The organism is Enterobacter sp. JBIWA003, from assembly GCF_019968825.1.
GTDB classification, from domain to species: Bacteria; Pseudomonadota; Gammaproteobacteria; order Enterobacterales; family Enterobacteriaceae; genus Enterobacter; species Enterobacter quasiroggenkampii.
This window is the reverse complement of record NZ_CP074170.1, coordinates 408654-422981: the sequence shown is the minus strand read 5'-3', so window position 1 is coordinate 422981 and position 14328 is coordinate 408654. Positions and strand designations below refer to the sequence as shown.

Below are 14328 nucleotides of genomic sequence, written 5' to 3'. Positions count from 1 at the left end.
GCCCTCACCCTCTCCCCATAGGGGAGAGGGGATAAAAACAAACCAACCTTACCTTTGGAGACTCTGTGATGAATGACCATATTTGTCAGCAGATAGAGAATAGTGCGCACTACAGGGAGCTCGTCGATAAGCGGCAACGGTTTGCCTTCACCCTTTCCATCATCATGCTGATTATCTATGTCGGCTTTATTCTGCTGATCGCCTTTGCGCCGCACTGGCTGGGCACCCCGTTACACGAGGGGACCAGCGTGACGCGCGGTATTCCCATTGGCATTGGCGTGATTGTGATTTCATTTGTGCTCACCGGCGTCTACGTCTGGCGCGCGAACGGTGAATTCGATCGTCTTAATAAAGCGGTACTGCAAGAGGTAAAAGCATCATGAAGCGAGTCCTGACGGCGCTAGCCGCCACACTTCCCTTTGCCGCCCACGCGGCGGATGCCATTACCGGCGAGGTACAGCGCCAGCCAACCAACTGGCAGGCGATTATCATGTTCCTGATTTTCGTGGTGCTGACGCTGTACATTACGTACTGGGCGTCGAAACGCGTGCGCTCCCGTAACGACTACTACACCGCAGGCGGCAACATTACCGGCTTCCAGAACGGCCTGGCGATTGCGGGTGACTTTATGTCCGCCGCCTCGTTCCTCGGGATCTCCGCGCTGGTCTACACCTCCGGCTATGACGGCCTGATTTACTCCCTCGGCTTCCTCGTCGGCTGGCCGATCATTCTGTTCCTGATTGCCGAGCGCCTGCGCAACCTGGGCCGCTATACCTTCGCCGACGTGGCCTCGTATCGCCTGAAGCAGGGGCCGATTCGCACCCTCTCCGCCTGCGGTTCGCTGGTGGTGGTGGCGTTGTATCTGATCGCACAGATGGTGGGCGCGGGTAAATTGATCGAGCTGCTGTTCGGCCTGAACTACCACATCGCGGTGGTACTGGTGGGTGTGCTGATGGTGATGTACGTCCTGTTCGGCGGCATGCTGGCCACCACCTGGGTGCAAATCATCAAAGCGGTATTGTTGCTGTTCGGCGCCAGCTTTATGGCCTTTATGGTGATGAAGCACGTTGGGTTCAGCTTCAATAACCTGTTTACCGAAGCCATGGCGGTCCACCCGAAAGGGGAAGCCATTATGAGCCCGGGCGGGCTGGTGAAAGACCCGATTTCTGCCCTGTCGCTCGGTCTGGGCCTGATGTTTGGTACCGCAGGTCTACCGCACATTCTGATGCGCTTCTTCACCGTGAGCGATGCGCGTGAAGCGCGCAAGAGCGTCTTCTACGCTACCGGCTTCATGGGCTACTTCTATATCCTGACCTTTATCATCGGCTTTGGCGCGATCATGCTGGTGGGGGCAAACCCGGCGTTTAAAGATGCCACGGGCGCGCTGATTGGCGGCAATAACATGGCGGCGGTGCATCTGGCCGACGCGGTGGGCGGCAACCTGTTCCTCGGCTTTATCTCTGCCGTGGCCTTCGCCACCATTCTTGCGGTAGTTGCGGGTTTAACGCTGGCCGGGGCGTCGGCGGTCTCGCATGACCTCTACGCCAACGTTTTCCGCAAAGGCGCGAGCGAGCGCGATGAGCTGAAGGTCTCCAAAATCACCGTGCTGGTGCTGGGCGTTGTGGCGATCCTGCTGGGCATCCTGTTCGAGAAGCAAAACATCGCCTTTATGGTGGGGCTGGCCTTCTCCATCGCGGCAAGCTGTAACTTCCCGATCATCCTGCTCTCCATGTACTGGTCGAAACTGACCACCCGTGGCGCGATGATTGGCGGCTGGCTGGGGCTGCTGACGGCGGTGATCCTGATGATTCTGGGCCCGACGATCTGGGTGCAGATCCTCGGTCACGCCAGCGCCATCTTCCCGTATGAATACCCGGCGCTGTTCTCCATTGCCGTGGCGTTTATCGGTATCTGGGTCTTCTCGGCCACCGACAATTCGCCGGAGGGTAACCTGGAGCGCGAGAAATTCCGCGCCCAGTTTATTCGTTCACAAACCGGTCTTGGCGTTGAGCAGGGCCGCGCGCACTAAACCTTTCTCCCCGGCCATTCTGGCCGGGGAGCTTAAAACATCACCCACGCCACCAGCGGTGCAACCAGCACCATCACCACGCCCGACAGCATCATCACCAGGCTCGCGACAACGCCCTCCTGCTGGCCCAGCTCATAGGAACGTGCCGTGCCCGCGCCGTGCGACGCCGCGCCAAATCCCGCGCCTTTGGCCATTCCTTCCCGAATAGAAAGCCGCAGAAAGAGCATATCGCCCACTGCCATCCCAAAGACGCCCGTCACCACCACAAACAGCGCCACCAGGTCCGGCTGTCCGCCGAGGGGTTTAGCCGCCGCCAGCGCAAACGGCGTGGTCACCGAGCGCACGGCCAGGCTGCGCTGAATTTCATCGGGCAGCGTAAACAGTCTCGCCAGCCAGACGGAGCTACAGACCGCGACCACCGTGGCGGTGATCACGCCTGCGCTGAGCGACATCCAGTGGCGCCTGATAATCGCCAGGTTGTCATAAACGGGCACGGCAAAGGCGATGGTCGCCGGGCCGAGCAGCCACAGCAGCCAGTGGGACTCACCAATGTAGTTCTGCCAGGAAATGTGGCCGAAGACCAGCATCAGCACCAGCAGGATCGGCGTGAAGACCAGCGGCATCAGCGGCAGCGCATGAAACCGGCGATACAGCCGCTTGTTGGCAAAGTAGATCCCGAGCGTCGCGATCAGGCACAGGACGCTGATCTGAAAGTTAGTCATGTTTATGCCTGCTGATTTCAAACCGGTAGACTTTATCCACGACCCAGGCGGTCGCCCCCAGCACCATCAACGTACTCAGCGCGATCACCGCAAAGATTCGCCAGCCGTCCACCATCAGCAGTTGCGCATAGTTCACCACCGCCACCACGGCAGGGACAAAGAACAGCAGCATCTCCGCCAGCAGCCAGCGCGCCCCGGCGCGCACCCAGTTAAGGGGGATCACGCGACAGAGGATGAGCGTCAGCATCAACAGCATCCCCACCAGGTTGGCAGGCAACGGCAGGTGGAGCCAGCCGACAAGATATTCGGCGAAAACAAACAGTCCCGCGTAGAGCAGTACCTGAACCGGGACCTGGAGTCGTTGTACAACGGCAGGCGTAACACGGCTTAACGCCACGGCCATGGGGGTTTTCCTCAAAAATGAGACGAGGTGCCAGTATAGTGAGCGCACGGTGTGGACTGAAATGAATTAAAATCATCAAAGGTATAGTTTCGAGGAATAATCATGGACATAAGAACGCTGCGCTATTTTGTCGAAGTGGTTCGTCAGCAAAGTTTTACCCGCGCAGCGGAGAAGTTGTTTGTTACCCAGCCCACCATCAGCAAGATGCTGAAAAACCTCGAAGATGAACTGAACTGTACCCTGCTGATCCGCGACGGGCGCAAGCTGCTGCTGACCGACACCGGACGCGTGGTGTTCGAACGCGGGCTGGCGATTCTGGCGGAGTTCCGCCAGCTGGAAGCAGAGCTGGACGATATTAATCATCTGACCAAAGGGGTGCTTCGCCTCGGCATTCCCCCGATGGTCGGCATGATGATGGCCGGACCGATTAGCCTGTTTCGCCAGCGTTATCCCGGCGTAGAACTGAAGATTTCGGAGTTTGGTGGGTTAACCGTCCAGCAGGCGGTCACTAACGGCGAGCTCGACGTGGCAATGACCGCCCTCCCCGTTGAGGAAGAGAGCGGCCTGGCGACGCTTCCGCTCTTTAGCCACCCGCTGTGCGTGCTGGTGCCCCGCTCCGGCGACTGGCTAAAGAGGGAGTCGGTGAAGCCTGAACTGCTCGGCGAGCACCCTCTGCTGATCTACAACGAAGACTTCGCCCTCAGCCGCCAGCTGATGACGCTGTTTAACCAGCATAACGTCAAGCCGCGCATTGCGGTACGCAGCGGACAATGGGATTTCCTGGCAGCGATGGTGCAGGCCGGCGTAGGGATTGCCATTCTGCCGCAGCCGATTTGCGAGCGTCTGGATAAAAACACGCTGCGCTGGATCCCACTGGAGAGCGATCTGCACTGGCAGTTAGGGATGATCTGGCGTGAAGGGGTTTATTTGTCGCAGAGCGCGCAGGCGTGGCTGCAATGTTGTGAGGGGTTTTGGGTGCGGTCTGAATAGTGCCCGGTGGCGCTGCGCTTACCGGGCCTACGTTCGAACCGTAGGCCCGGTAAGGCGAAGCCGCCACCCGGCAAAACAGCGCTACTAATTCTCTATCAACAGTGCTTCCAGCAGGTCCAGATCGTGCAGCAGCTTTTGCAGCGTCTCGTTGCTGATCTGGCGCGTGGCGCGCAGGTGGTACAGTTCGGCACGCTCTGAGCGCAGCGCTGCCAGACGGAACCGGCGTTCCAGGTTCTCCTCCTGCAGCGAGCTTTCCACATCGTTACGCCCGTCCGCGCGGCGGCGAAGGTTACCAATTACGCGGGAACTCACCTCCGTCAGCAGCTGATTATCGATGTTCTCTTCCGCATCCGCGGCCAGGCGTTCTTCCATTTTCTGGATGGCGACAATCGCCACTTCGGCGGTGGCCGCACGCGCAATGCGCTCTTCCTTGTGCTGCTGGGTCGAATCACCGACATCAATATGCTGGAGTAAAATCGGCAGCATAATCACGCCGACAAACAGTGAGAACAGAATGACGCCCGCCGCCAGGAACACCAGCTCGTAACGCGCCGGGAAGACGTCGCCCGTCGGCAGCAGCAGCGGAATGGAGAGGACACCGGCAAGGGTGATCGCCCCGCGTACGCCCGCAAAAGAGGCAATCAGCAGTTCACGCGTTGTCCACGAACCAAACTCCATCGGCTTTTTCTTCAGGAAGCGGACGCTGAAGTTTTTCATCGTCCACAGCCAGCCGAAACGCACCAGCATCAGCGCCAGGTAGATCAGCACGATGTCGGTAAACAGCATCCAGACTTCAACGTTCGGATCGGCTTCGGCCGCCACCAGCGAGGATTCCATAATGCCCGGCAGCTGCAGGCCCAACAGCAGGAACACCATGCCGTTAAAGACAAACTCCAGCATGGCCCAGGTGCTGTTGGCACGCAGACGCATAGCCAGCGGCGCGCGGCGCATCACGCCAGAGCGGGTAATGGTCATCCCTGCCGCCACTGCCGCCAGAATGCCCGACACGCCGATATGTTCGGCAATCAGATAAGAGGCGAACGGCAGCAGGAACAGCAGTACGATCTGCGTAGCGGGTTCATCGCCCCCCCAGCGGCTGAGGAAGCGCAGCGAGCGGCCGTACAGCCAGCTCACCACGAAGCCCGCGAGAATACCGCCGATGGCTACCTTAAAGAACTCCAGCGTCGCGCCGCCGACGGTAAAGACCATCGTGCCCATCGCAACGGCCACGGCAAACTTCAGGGCAACCAGGCCGGAGGCGTCATTCATCAGCGCCTCACCCTGTAAAATCCCCATGATTTTCTTCGGAATGCGGCCTTCGCCCACAATGCCGGACAGCGCCACGGCATCGGTTGGCGACAGCACGGCGGCCAGCGCAAAGGCAGGAATTAACGGGATACCCGGTACCGTCCAGTAGATCAGGAAACCAATCCCGACGACGGTGACCACCACCAGCGCAAGTGCCAGGCCGAAGATCTCTCGCCCGTGCTCAAGGAATTCACGCGTGGGCGTTTTCCAGCCATCGGCAAACAGCAGTGGCGGAATGAACAGCACGAGGAACAGTTCGGGGTCAAATTCCACGTGCAGGCCAAACGTCGGCCACGCCAGCAGCGCGCCGATGGCAATTTGCATTAATGGCAGGGGGACCTGAAAGGGCAGTACGCGTGTAACCACCCCGGATAGCGAGACCACAAGGGTCATGATGAGTATTGTGAAGAAGATTTCCATGCGTTCCCTGTTTGCTGTGTTGCTTATGTACTCCGGAAGGCGTCGTGCCTTTTATTCTATCTTCCCCAGAGTAACGCAAAAGGCAACAGGATGAGTCCTGAAAATAAAAACGGGCGGCCTGAGCCACCCGTTTTCGCATCAAAGGCCAATTTAGATTGCCCAGCCGCCCGCGTAAAACGCCACCAGCGCAACGGCAATCACAACGGTGCCAACGTTCAGCTTGCGCCATTCCCCGGAGACCAGACGACCAATCACCAGCGATGCGAAACCGATCATAATGCCGGTCACGATGTTACAGGTCAGCACGATAAAGACCGCGGTAATCAGGCCAGACATCGCGTCCACGAAATCCGCAAAGTCGATTTTCGCCACGTTGCTCAGCATCAGCAGGCCAACGTACATCAGCGCTGGCGCGGTCGCGTACGCCGGAACCAGGTAGGAGAGCGGAGAGAGGAACAGGATCAGCATGAACAGCACGCCCACGGTGATCGCCGTCAGGCCGGTTTTACCGCCTGCCGCCGTACCCGCTGCGGACTCGATGTACACCGCCGCAGGCGCTGCGCCCATCAGGCCTGAGAAGACGCTGCTCAGGGAGTCCGTCGTCAGCGCTTTGCCACCGTCAATAATCTGACCGTCTTTATCCAGCAGGTTCGCCTGACCGGCCACCGCACGAATGGTCCCGGTCGCGTCAAACACCGCGGTCATTACCAGCGCCAGCACGCTTGGCAGGATGACCGGGTTCAGCGCGCCAACGATATCCAGGCTGCCAATCAGAGAGTTGCCTTTGTCATCACTCAGCGACGGCATGGCGAAAATGCCGGAGAAATGGACGTTCGGATCGAAAATCAGGCCGACAATGGAAACGCCGATAATGGTCAGCAGGATGCCGCCCGGGACTTTCAGTTTTTCCAGACCGATAATCACCGCCAGCCCGATCAGCGACATGATCACCGGGAAGCTGGCGAAATGGCCGAGCGCCACCGGCAGACCGTCCAGCGGGTTCTTGATGACCAGACCGACGCCGTTGGCGGCGATCAGCAGCAGGAACAGGCCGATGCCGATGCCGGTACCGTGCGCCACGCCCTGCGGCAGGTTGCGCAAGATCCAGCTACGGATGCCGGTCGCTGAAATAACGGTAAACAGCACACCCATCAGGAACACGGCGCCCAGCGCAACCGGTACGCTGATGTGCTGGCCCAGCACCAGGCTGAACGCGGTAAACGCGGTCAGGGAGATGGCGCAACCAATCGCCAGCGGCAGGTTCGCCCACAGGCCCATCACGATAGAGCCCACGCCGGCCACAAGGCAGGTCGCTACAAAGACAGCGGCTGGCGGGAAGCCCGCTTTGCCCAGCATGCCCGGCACAACGATGACGGAATACACCATCGCCAGAAACGTTGTCAAACCGGCAACGATTTCCTGGCGCACGGTGCTGCCGCGGGCCGAAATTTTAAACATGGCGTCAAGTGAACCGCCAGTACGCGCAGATGGCGTAGACATAGAAAACATCCCCTGAGAGTTTTTTAGGAAGTCCGTAAGCGAGGTGGAGACGCCACTGCCAGCTAAACGTCAAATCCTTGTGTTGCGTTTGCGACGAAAGGGCGTCACAGAAAAAGCAAACGTTTAGCTCCGCGCTTACAAACGGGTGGTCAAATTAAGGCAAACGATTATCTAGCCTAATCCCCGCCCTTTTCAACTGAACTTTATCGTTTTTCGCTAAAATTCACTTATGACGCTGAAGAAATAAACAGAGGATGCGCAAACGTTATCGTCTATGCGCAATTTGTTTACATTTCAATCCTCCCCCGGGATGGATAACGGCCCCCCTTGTGCCAGGGTTCGTTGCCAGCCAGGGCTGTTTTCAACCTTCGTTTTCCATGCCTGACTATGCGGCAGGTTATTAATACCGCCGCGCGCCAGCAGGGCAAAGATCGGGAAGCTCATCTGGATGTCGGCCATGCTGAGCGAATCCCCGGCAAACCAGCTGTTTTTAGCAAGGTGCGACTCAATAAAGCGTGCATGGGTTTCCAGCTGGCGGTTGAGGTACGCTTTCTGCACCCCCTGCCCCAGCGCTTTCCCCAGGGTTCGGATACCAAACGGCACCGGCGGCTTGCCGAGGCTGTTGAAGACCAGCTTCATTAACAGCAGCGGCATCAGCGATCCTTCCGCGTAGTGCAGCCAGAAGCGGTACTGCACCTTATGCGCCGGATCTAAAGGCTTAAGCCGCGACTCGGGATCGTACGTCTCCTGCAGATACTCCAGAATGGCGCCTGACTCTGCGAGGATCAGTCCGTTATCTTCGATGACCGGTGATTTGCCCAACGGATGCACCTTTTTGAGCGCCTCAGGTGCCAGCATGTTCTTTTCGCGCTGATAGTGAACGATCTCATAAGGCAGACCGAGTTCTTCCAGCGCCCAGATTACGCGGTGCGAGCGCGACTGGTTTAGGTGGTGTACCGTGAGCATGGCTTTCTCCTGTTATTCATACTTTTTAACTATAGAAAATTGAACAACACCGCGAAAAAAATTCGGCTAAAAACCGGTCAGCGTCGCTGGCGAAAAAACGGGCCTTGCATAGAATTAAAGTGTCAGCACAATCCGGAACCTCCCCAACCAGCTCGACACGAGGGGTGCTGATGTCGGGGGAAACCCTCCCGTGAACCAGCGGGATAGAGAGAAAGACAAAGACCGGGAAAAACTAAAGCGCCCTTTGTGGCGCTTTAGTTCTTTATGTATGTGGGGTTTTGCCTACGTTCTCGGTTTTGTAGGCCGGGTAAGGCGCAGCCGCCACCCGGCAAACCGATCTCAATCCTCTTCCAGCAACCGCGCTCCCGTCCCCTGCTCGCCCAGTTTGTCGCCGGGGTTACGCAGTGGGCAGTCGCTGCGCGACAGGCAGCCGCAGCCAATGCAGCCATCCAGTTCGTCACGCAGCGCGACCAGCGTATGAATACGCCTGTCCAACTCTTCACGCCACTGGGACGACAGCTCTTTCCACTCTTTCGGGCTCAGCGTGTGCCCTTCCGGCAGCACGCCAAATGCCTCGCCGATCGTGGCCAGGGGAATTCCGATTCGTTGCGCAATTTTGATAATCGCCACGTAGCGGAGCACGTCGCGGGTATAGCGACGCTGGTTGCCGCCATTACGGATGCTTTTAATTAACCCTTTGCTTTCATAGAAGTGGAGCGCCGATACCGCCACGCCGCTTCGCTTTGCCACTTCGCCGGGGGTTAACAGCGCTTTAATGCGCGGCAATCTCTTTTCCATAAAACCTCTTTACCTCAAGTTAACTTGAGGAATTATACTCCCCCGCAGAGAAAACGACGAATTAACCGAGATAGTTGTATCTACAGAGGGGCAACCTTATGTCGCATCAGCAGATTATTCAGACGCTTATTGAATGGATTGATGACCATATCGACCAACCGTTGAACATTGATGTGGTCGCGAAAAAGTCGGGCTATTCGAAATGGTATTTACAGAGAATGTTCCGTACGGTCATGCATCAGACGCTGGGTGAGTACATTCGTCAGCGCAGACTGCTGCTGGCGGCGCAGGCGCTACGCTCAACGCAGCGGCCGATTTTTGATATCGCGATGGATCTTGGCTATGTGTCGCAACAAACCTTTTCCCGCGTGTTTCGCCGCGAGTTTGACCGCACGCCGAGCGACTATCGCCACCAGTTAAATTAATCACGCTCAGTGCAAAGGTTGCTGCTGCCAGGTCATAAATTCCTGGGGCGGCATCGCTTTCGCGAAGTGCCATCCCTGACAAAACTGGACGCCGCGCTTCAACAGCCAGCTCACCTGCTCTGCCGTCTCAACCCCTTCCGCAATGGTTTTCAGCCGCAGGCTTTGCGCCATCTCGATAATATGCTCGGCGATCAGGTGGCTGGTGCTGTTGGTCGTTAAGGTATCGATAAACGATTTGTCGATTTTCAGAATATCGACGTTCAGCGAGTAGAGATTGTGCAGGTTCGAGTAGCCGGTACCGAAATCATCGATGGCCACTTCATACCCCGCCTGACGAAAAGCCTGAATCACCGGCGTGGTTTTAGGCACATCGATAAAACCGCGTTCCGTCACTTCAATTTTGATTTGCTGCGCGCGGACGGCATAGTGGCGGGCCTTCTCAGAAATCATGGCGATCAGCCGCGAGGAGTGGAAATCCGTCGCCGACAGGTTAATCGAAATATAGAGATGCGGATGCTCGGCCAGGAAATGGCCTAAATCACTGAACACTTCCTCAACGACATAATCCGTAATCCGCTCGCTCATCCCCTCATTTTCAGCCAGCGGAATAAACTCAGCCGGGCTCATCACCTGCCCGTTAAAACCAGGCCAGCGTAATAACGCCTCCGCGCCGACACACCGGTTGTTCTTGATATCAATAATCGGCTGATAGTGCACGCAAAGCTGGCGTTTGTTCAGCGCCCTGTGCAATAAACGCCCCGGCGAATTGAGCTCACGATGGGTACGGGACCAGACCAGCAAAATAATAATGCTGCAAATCATTCCCAGCGGCAGCGTTAATGTCGCCTGATGGTAAAGCGTTTCATAAAAGCGTTTATTCGATGTCGACACGATGGCCGCAATCGGTCTTTTGGGGGATGTGACGATCGTATAAAAGCGGTTATCTTTTTGAAATACCGATTCCTTATCCCGAATCATCGAATTTAATAAAGAAACATTGGCTTTCTGACTGACGGAAAAGAAAGCATTGGTTACCGTGTCGTATACCCCCCACGAGAGAGAATGATCCGCAGACATGACTTCGCTGTATGAAAGTGGATTAACGACCACCACATAATTTCCACGCTGCATATATGTCATTTTATAACCAGTATAAAATGGGGTGTCGCGATAATAATAGATAGCGACGTCAGGTTTACGCGTGTAATTAGCGACGGGAATGGCGTAGGGACGATCCGGTGTAAAAACGGTCGAACAAAGAAAATTCTGACCTTCAGCATAAATTAAATCGGCAACAAACAGGCGGCCACGAACAACGTTCAACATATATTGACGGTGTCCCGGGGTGCAAAGCTCGCCCCGATATTTTTCCGCCTCGTCCCGGGCCAGATCAACCTGCTGTATAACCAGCTCTGTTTTGTCTAAAGCCAGTTCAGCAAATGTCCGTAGCTGGGCGCTTGTTTCAGACACGGCTCTTAGCTGGGCAAACCATAGCGCAAGCATCACCGGCAGCATAACTACCATGATGATCCCTACCACCCTGAGCATCTTGCGCTGCGCGCTACGATTCATTTCCCGCCCTATATCCCTGCATGTTGTACGCCTGTAGTAATGAAGGCCGGATGCTGTGTTAAACAGGTGATTACGTTGCATGAATCATGCGAAGTTAGCAACTGACTTTTCGTATTAAAAATCTTAAATTTCGTTATGACGATAATATTTTCCCGTAAGTGAAACTGTAAGTATTCGTTCCGTTTCAATTAAGGAAAATAATTATCCAGCCCGTAAGGGCGGTGGGAAGATAACACAACAGACGATTGTTGATTAAGCCAAACTTCTGGCAGCATGAAAAAAGCACACTGTCATCATGACGTTTTATGCTATTTGATCGGGTGTATTGTGTTCACTGATTTATAAATAATCAGCCGCCACCACCGTTTTTCCTCGCCCTAAATGCTTAGCCTCATATAACGCTTTATCAGCACGCCTTAGCAAGGCTGAAGTATCCCGCTGTCCCCCGCGGACTTCCACGACCCCTGCGCTAAACGACAGCGACAGCGTTCTCTCGCCCACAATCAGCGGATGAGTTTGCAGAACGGTGCGCAACCTGACGGAGAGTTGCGCAGCGCCATTGCCGTCAGTTTGCGCCAGCAGGAGCAAAAATTCCTCCCCTCCCACACGCCCTAATGCGGAGCCCGAAGGGGCCAACTCACGGATAGCATTACAGAAGTAAAGAAGCGCCGCATCGCCCACCGGGTGTCCCCACTCGTCGTTGATCTGTTTGAAAAAATCCAGGTCAAACATCAGAACGCAAAAATGGCTGTTAGCCTCCTGCCTGGTACTGGCGGCCAGCGCAAGCTCCAGCTGCTGCAAAATCGCCGACCGGTTAAAGCAGACGGTGAGATCGTCAGTGGTGGCTTTAACCTCGAGCTGCTGTTCGGCTTTTTTCCGCTCGGTGATATCCAGCCCAATATTGAGGATAGAGTTGTCCGGCAACAGAATGTTTGACCACAGCACCGTCAGCGGGGTGCCGTCTTTGCGTAGCGGATGCCATTCATACATATCCTTCAGCGGCGAGACATTGACCGACTCTCTTACCCGCCGCCGCTCTTCAGGATCGGGATAAAACAGCGAAAGCGGATCGGCATGTTCCGCGATCTCCGCCATCGTCCAGCCGAATACTTTTTCACATTCGGCATTCCACAGCACGCAGCGGTTAAATTTGTCGAAAGAGTTCATTAAAACCGGGGCGCGTTCAAAGAGCGTCTTATATTGCGTCACGACGCGCTGCATTTCCTGCGCCGTTTTTTCTCGGGCAATAATTTCCGCAAAATAGTCTTTTAATTTTTCGACCAGCACCACGACGATATTTTTCAGAATCGGCAAAGAAGAAAGCCTTTCTTCGAACGCTAAAAAGAAATAGCCGCTGCAGTGCCAGTTTTGGGTTGAAAGCTTGCACAGCACACCGCTTTGCAGTTGCGCATAGCCCGGGTGCTGAGGAGGAAATAACGTGCGGCCAATATTCTCTTTCCAGTAAACCACCCGCCACGATCGATGATGTCGCTGAAGCAGCGTGTTCGCCAGGAAATCGGCCACGTCGAGGGGATGGCAGGTCATCTCCCCGGCGGACACCACGCGCTTCAGCCCGTCATCACCGTTAACGCTGACCCAGGCAAGGCTTGCGCCCAGCGCGCGACTGATGGTCGCCAGCATGTCGGCCAGAGAACATTGAGCATGAAGCTGGGGCATTAGCTTAGCCAGCGCATGCAACGCCTGCATGCTGTCATTAACAATCTCACGTCGGTTTTCTTTCATTTTTTTCGCTGATTATCAGGCGATAAACCGGACGCAACTTTCTTCAGATTCGAAAAATCGACAAACCAACGTGCAGGCTGAATCTCAGCGTAGCGAATTAAAAACAACGTTGTGTGTAATTAAAAACGTACAAAGAAATAAAAAAATAATGAAATTCAAAAACCTGAAAGGTTAGCTGCGAGTAAAATTAATTGTCCACTCAAGCATAAGCCATAGGGTTATTGCTGTAAACATTGTACAGCGTGCGTCCTTTTGCATCAGTTTTGCTATCTTAATGAATTCATTATAAAGAGTGCGGGAACTGGGGAACTTAGCCAGCAAAGATATATTTTCACTCAGACACCCACTGATTCTCGGCAACTATGAATCGCTCGTTTTTCATCATCCCGGGACTGGCGAATAAAACAGCAAACGTGATATAGTTCACACAACTTATGTAACAAAAACACTCTGTTTCATTCAGTTCGTCTGTTTTATAGAGGATGGGTTTTATGGCAACCATTACTACCAGCATGGTACTCCTGCGCTGGCCTTTGTTGAGTGCGGTACTGATGTTTTTGGCCAGCACGCTGAACATTCAGTTTCGTAAATCTGACTACGCGGGTCTCGCTGTCATCAGCACGCTGTTGGGGCTGGGGGCTGCCTGCTGGTTTGCAACGGGTCTGCTTGGCATTACCCTGCTGGATATGGCCGCCGTCTGGGAAAATATCAAAGTGGTGATGGTTGAGGCGATGAGTCACACGCCACCAGACTGGCCGATGGTGATTACCTGATCCCTTATGGAATAAAAAAACCCAGACGATGTCTGGGTTTTTTGTTTGGGGAACGCGGAAATCAGAACGGAATGTCGTCGTCGAAATCCATTGGCGGTTCGTTAGACGGTGCAGGAGCAGACTGCTGCTGCGGGCGAGACTGCGCGCCGCCGCTGAACTGGTTGCCACCCTGCGGCTGCTGAGGCTGACCCCAACCGCCCTGCTGCTGGCCGCCACCTGCTGGTGCGCCGCCGCCCTGACGGCCACCCAGCATCTGCATGGTGCCGCCGACGTTAACCACCACTTCCGTCGTGTACTTCTCAGCACCGGACTGATCGGTCCATTTGCGGGTGCGCAGCTGGCCTTCGATATAGACCTGAGAACCTTTACGCAGATATTCACCGGCCACTTCGGCCAGTTTGCCAAACAGCACAACGCGGTGCCATTCGGTCTGCTCTTTCATCTCACCGGTCGCTTTATCACGCCAGGATTCGGAAGTAGCCAGCGTAATGTTGGCAACTGCGCCACCACTCGGCATGTAGCGTACTTCCGGGTCCTGGCCCAGATTACCGACGAGAATCACCTTGTTTACGCCTCTGCTGGCCATGTTCGTGTCTCCTGAATACGTTTCTTAATAGTGTAAACGCGCGAGTGTACCATTTCCATGCTGCACTTTGATAGTTGCGTAGCACGTTCCAGA

At 55.5% G+C, this 14328-nt stretch carries 14 protein-coding genes; 5 read left to right on the top strand and 9 right to left on the bottom strand.

Features of this window, described 5'->3' with window-relative positions; genetic code table 11:
- The first annotated feature begins 68 nt into the window (after positions 1-68).
- A complete protein-coding gene (locus tag KGP25_RS02015; protein WP_008503396.1) occupies positions 69-383 on the top strand; it encodes a DUF485 domain-containing protein in 315 nt (104 codons plus the stop codon).
- A complete protein-coding gene (actP, locus tag KGP25_RS02010; RefSeq protein WP_223539886.1) occupies positions 380-2029 on the top strand; it encodes a cation/acetate symporter ActP in 1650 nt (549 codons plus the stop codon). Before KGP25_RS02015 ends, actP begins: the two co-directional genes overlap by 4 nt.
- Positions 2030-2061: 32 nt before the next feature.
- Here the strand turns inward: actP and KGP25_RS02005 are convergent, their stop codons facing one another.
- Together KGP25_RS02005 and KGP25_RS02000 are read right to left on the bottom strand one after the other, a co-directional pair.
- On the bottom strand, positions 2062-2751 hold the full coding sequence (locus KGP25_RS02005) for an LrgB family protein (RefSeq protein ID WP_045909180.1): 690 nt from the start codon (positions 2749-2751) through the stop codon (positions 2062-2064).
- Positions 2744-3154, bottom strand: a complete 411-nt coding sequence (locus KGP25_RS02000) for a CidA/LrgA family protein (protein ID WP_021242769.1) — start codon at positions 3152-3154, stop codon at positions 2744-2746. The genes KGP25_RS02005 and KGP25_RS02000 overlap by 8 nt, the downstream gene beginning before the upstream one ends.
- A 102-nt stretch (positions 3155-3256) precedes the next feature.
- Here KGP25_RS02000 and KGP25_RS01995 point away from each other — a divergent pair, with 102 nt between their 5' ends.
- The gene (locus tag KGP25_RS01995) at positions 3257-4144 is read left to right on the top strand and encodes a LysR family transcriptional regulator (protein ID WP_024906729.1); all 888 of its coding nucleotides are present in this window, start codon (positions 3257-3259) and stop codon (positions 4142-4144) included.
- 84 nt (positions 4145-4228) lie between these two features.
- Here KGP25_RS01995 and KGP25_RS01990 read toward each other — a convergent pair whose 3' ends face one another.
- The 4 genes from KGP25_RS01990 to soxR form a co-directional block, all read right to left on the bottom strand.
- Positions 4229-5872: a Na+/H+ antiporter gene (locus tag KGP25_RS01990; RefSeq protein WP_223539885.1), complete on the bottom strand. Its 1644-nt coding sequence runs from the start codon at positions 5870-5872 to the stop codon at positions 4229-4231.
- Positions 5873-6022: 150 nt separating this feature from the next.
- Positions 6023-7372 carry a guanine/hypoxanthine transporter GhxP gene (gene ghxP / locus KGP25_RS01985; RefSeq protein WP_223539884.1) on the bottom strand — a complete coding sequence of 450 codons (1350 nt, stop codon included), beginning with the start codon at positions 7370-7372 and terminating at the stop codon, positions 6023-6025.
- 294 nt (positions 7373-7666) lie between these two features.
- Positions 7667-8338, bottom strand: coding sequence for a glutathione S-transferase (locus KGP25_RS01980; protein WP_048989830.1), 672 nt, complete (start codon positions 8336-8338; stop codon positions 7667-7669).
- Positions 8339-8677: 339 nt separating this feature from the next.
- On the bottom strand, positions 8678-9136 hold the full coding sequence (gene soxR, locus KGP25_RS01975) for a redox-sensitive transcriptional activator SoxR (protein ID WP_008503388.1): 459 nt from the start codon (positions 9134-9136) through the stop codon (positions 8678-8680).
- 98 nt (positions 9137-9234) lie between these two features.
- Here soxR and soxS point away from each other — a divergent pair, with 98 nt between their 5' ends.
- Positions 9235-9561, top strand: coding sequence for a superoxide response transcriptional regulator SoxS (soxS, locus tag KGP25_RS01970; protein WP_008503387.1), 327 nt, complete (start codon positions 9235-9237; stop codon positions 9559-9561).
- Positions 9562-9567: 6 nt separating this feature from the next.
- Here soxS and KGP25_RS01965 read toward each other — a convergent pair whose 3' ends face one another.
- The gene (locus KGP25_RS01965; protein ID WP_048030238.1) at positions 9568-11133 is read right to left on the bottom strand and encodes an EAL domain-containing protein; all 1566 of its coding nucleotides are present in this window, start codon (positions 11131-11133) and stop codon (positions 9568-9570) included.
- Positions 11134-11472: 339 nt separating this feature from the next.
- Positions 11473-12876 (bottom strand): sensor domain-containing diguanylate cyclase, encoded by a 1404-nt coding sequence (locus KGP25_RS01960; protein ID WP_223539883.1) that lies wholly within the window; start codon positions 12874-12876, stop codon positions 11473-11475.
- Between the two features lie 491 nt (positions 12877-13367).
- Between KGP25_RS01960 and KGP25_RS01955 the strand changes: the two genes are divergently transcribed.
- Entirely contained in the window at positions 13368-13649 is a 282-nt protein-coding gene (locus tag KGP25_RS01955; protein ID WP_045261050.1) for a YjcB family protein, read from the top strand.
- Positions 13650-13710: 61 nt separating this feature from the next.
- Here KGP25_RS01955 and ssb1 read toward each other — a convergent pair whose 3' ends face one another.
- A complete protein-coding gene (gene ssb1, locus KGP25_RS01950; protein ID WP_008503384.1) occupies positions 13711-14235 on the bottom strand; it encodes a single-stranded DNA-binding protein SSB1 in 525 nt (174 codons plus the stop codon).
- Positions 14236-14328: the final 93 nt, after the last annotated feature.

What these genes read in the sequence shown, in the direction of transcription:
- KGP25_RS02015 (WP_008503396.1), top strand. Translation starts at nt 69, where the DNA reads ATGAATGACCATATTTGTCAGCAGATAGAGAATAGTGCGCACTACAGG.
- actP (WP_223539886.1), top strand. Translation starts at nt 380, where the DNA reads ATGAAGCGAGTCCTGACGGCGCTAGCCGCCACACTTCCCTTTGCCGCC.
- KGP25_RS02005 (WP_045909180.1), bottom strand. Translation starts at nt 2,751, where the DNA reads ATGACTAACTTTCAGATCAGCGTCCTGTGCCTGATCGCGACGCTCGGG.
- KGP25_RS02000 (WP_021242769.1), bottom strand. Translation starts at nt 3,154, where the DNA reads ATGGCCGTGGCGTTAAGCCGTGTTACGCCTGCCGTTGTACAACGACTC.
- KGP25_RS01995 (WP_024906729.1), top strand. Translation starts at nt 3,257, where the DNA reads ATGGACATAAGAACGCTGCGCTATTTTGTCGAAGTGGTTCGTCAGCAA.
- KGP25_RS01990 (WP_223539885.1), bottom strand. Translation starts at nt 5,872, where the DNA reads ATGGAAATCTTCTTCACAATACTCATCATGACCCTTGTGGTCTCGCTA.
- ghxP (WP_223539884.1), bottom strand. Translation starts at nt 7,372, where the DNA reads ATGTCTACGCCATCTGCGCGTACTGGCGGTTCACTTGACGCCATGTTT.
- KGP25_RS01980 (WP_048989830.1), bottom strand. Translation starts at nt 8,338, where the DNA reads ATGCTCACGGTACACCACCTAAACCAGTCGCGCTCGCACCGCGTAATC.
- soxR (WP_008503388.1), bottom strand. Translation starts at nt 9,136, where the DNA reads ATGGAAAAGAGATTGCCGCGCATTAAAGCGCTGTTAACCCCCGGCGAA.
- soxS (WP_008503387.1), top strand. Translation starts at nt 9,235, where the DNA reads ATGTCGCATCAGCAGATTATTCAGACGCTTATTGAATGGATTGATGAC.
- KGP25_RS01965 (WP_048030238.1), bottom strand. Translation starts at nt 11,133, where the DNA reads ATGAATCGTAGCGCGCAGCGCAAGATGCTCAGGGTGGTAGGGATCATC.
- KGP25_RS01960 (WP_223539883.1), bottom strand. Translation starts at nt 12,876, where the DNA reads ATGAAAGAAAACCGACGTGAGATTGTTAATGACAGCATGCAGGCGTTG.
- KGP25_RS01955 (WP_045261050.1), top strand. Translation starts at nt 13,368, where the DNA reads ATGGCAACCATTACTACCAGCATGGTACTCCTGCGCTGGCCTTTGTTG.
- ssb1 (WP_008503384.1), bottom strand. Translation starts at nt 14,235, where the DNA reads ATGGCCAGCAGAGGCGTAAACAAGGTGATTCTCGTCGGTAATCTGGGC.